Genomic DNA, 1,929 nt, shown 5'->3' with positions numbered 1-1,929 from the left:
CTCCGCGAGCACCTCGCCTGTGGCTGCCCCTCACCCCGACCCTCTCCCCGTAAGAACGGGGAGAGGGAGAGCAAAGAGCTTCCGAGCAATTCCCCATTCCGGCCCTCAGGCCGATCTCCCTCTAGGGACGGCGAAGGACACATCTCCATGACCAAACCCAAAGTTCTCATTTCCGACGCGCTCTCTCCCGCTGCCGTGCAGATCTTCAAAGACCGCGGCGTCGAGGTCGACTTCCAGCCCAATCTCGGCAAGGACAAGGACAAGCTCGCCGAGATCATCGGCAATTACGACGGCCTCGCGATCCGCTCCGCGACCAAGGCGACCGCGAAGATCCTCGAGAAGGCGACCAACCTCAAGGTGATCGGCCGCGCCGGCATCGGCGTCGACAACGTCGAGATTCCTGCCGCCACGGCCAAGGGTATCATCGTGATGAACACGCCGTTCGGCAATTCGATCACGACCGCCGAGCACGCCATCACCCTGATGCTGGCGCTGGCGCGCGAGATTCCGCAGGCGGACGCTTCGACCCAGGCCGGCAAGTGGGAGAAGAACCGCTTCATGGGCGTCGAGATCACCGGCAAGGTGCTCGGAGTCGTCGGCTGCGGCAACATCGGCTCGATCGTCGCCGACCGCGCGCTCGGCCTGCGCATGAAGGTGATCGCGTTCGATCCGTTCCTGTCGCCGGAGCGCGCCAGGGACATCGGCGTCGAGAAGGTCGAGCTCGACGACCTCTTCAAGCGCGCCGACTTCATCACCCTGCACACCCCGCTCACCGAGAAGACCAGGAACATCATCGACGCAGCCGCGATCGCCAAGATGAAGAAGGGCGTGCGCCTGATCAACTGCGCCCGCGGCGGTCTCGTCGACGAGCAGGCCGTGGTCAACGCTTTGAATTCCAAGCACATCGCCGGCGCCGCTTTCGACGTCTTTGTCGAGGAGCCCGCCACCGCGAATGTGCTGTTCGGTCATCCCAACGTGATCTGCACGCCGCATCTCGGCGCGTCCACCACCGAGGCGCAGGAGAACGTCGCGCTCCAGGTTGCCGAGCAGATGTCGGATTACCTGCTCACCGGCGCGATCTCGAATGCCGTCAACTTCCCCTCGATCACGGCGGAAGAGGCGCCGAAGCTGAAGCCGTTCATCGCGCTCGCTGAAAAGCTCGGTTCGTTCGCGGGACAGCTCACCGAGAGCGGCATCCTCAAGGTCGAGATCACCTATGAGGGCCACGTGGCCGAGATGAAGATCAAGGCGATCACCTCCGCCGTGCTGTCGGGCCTGCTGCGGCCGATGCTGGGTGAGGTCAACGTCGTCTCCGCGCCCGTCGTCGCCAAGGAGCGCGGCATGGTGGTGGACGAGATCGTCCGCGCCGCCCAGAGTGACTATGAAAGCCTGATCACCGTCACCGTCACCACCGAGCGGCAGGAGCGGTCGGTCTCGGGCACGGTCTATGCCGACGGCAAGCCGCGCCTGGTCGACATCAAGGGCATCCGCGTCGACGCTGAATTTGGCAAGTCGATGATCTACGTGACCAACGAGGACAAGCCGGGTTTCATAGGCAAGTTCGCGAGCCTGCTCGGCGATGCCAAGATCAACATCGCGACCTTCCATCTTGGCCGCGTTGCGCCGGGCTCCGATGCCATCGCGCTGATCGAGGTCGACGGCGCGGTGCCGGCCGATCTGCTTGCCAAGGTGCAGGCTCTGCCGCAGGTCAAGCAGGTCAAGGCGCTGACGTTCTGATCCGCCGACATATTCCGACCCGCGGAACAACGCCGCCCTCTCGCGAGGGCGGCGTTTTTATTTCTCCCGCGACCGCCGGACATTGTGTACCAATGGCGCCGAGAAACCTCGACCGATGCTCCGGTCAAAATCGTTCGAAAGGGAGAAAACAATGCGTGAAGCCGTCATCGTTTCCTATGCACGCACGGGCCT

1 protein-coding gene is annotated in these 1,929 nt (G+C 63.6%); it reads left to right on the top strand.

The window, feature by feature from the left end; all coding sequences use genetic code 11:
• Window positions 1-147 precede the first annotated feature (147 nt).
• The gene (serA, locus tag IVB32_RS06840; protein ID WP_247337608.1) at window positions 148-1,737 is read left to right on the top strand and encodes a phosphoglycerate dehydrogenase; all 1,590 of its coding nucleotides are present in this window, start codon (window positions 148-150) and stop codon (window positions 1,735-1,737) included.
• Window positions 1,738-1,929: the final 192 nt, after the last annotated feature.

The organism is Bradyrhizobium sp. 23 (assembly GCF_023073295.1).
Classification (GTDB): Bacteria; Pseudomonadota; Alphaproteobacteria; order Rhizobiales; family Xanthobacteraceae; genus Bradyrhizobium; species Bradyrhizobium canariense_D.
This window is presented reverse-complemented; position numbering and strand designations above follow the sequence as displayed.

Excerpts from the sequence above, each read along its gene's own strand:
- serA (WP_247337608.1), top strand. The coding sequence starts at position 148 with ATGACCAAACCCAAAGTTCTCATTTCCGACGCGCTCTCTCCCGCTGCC.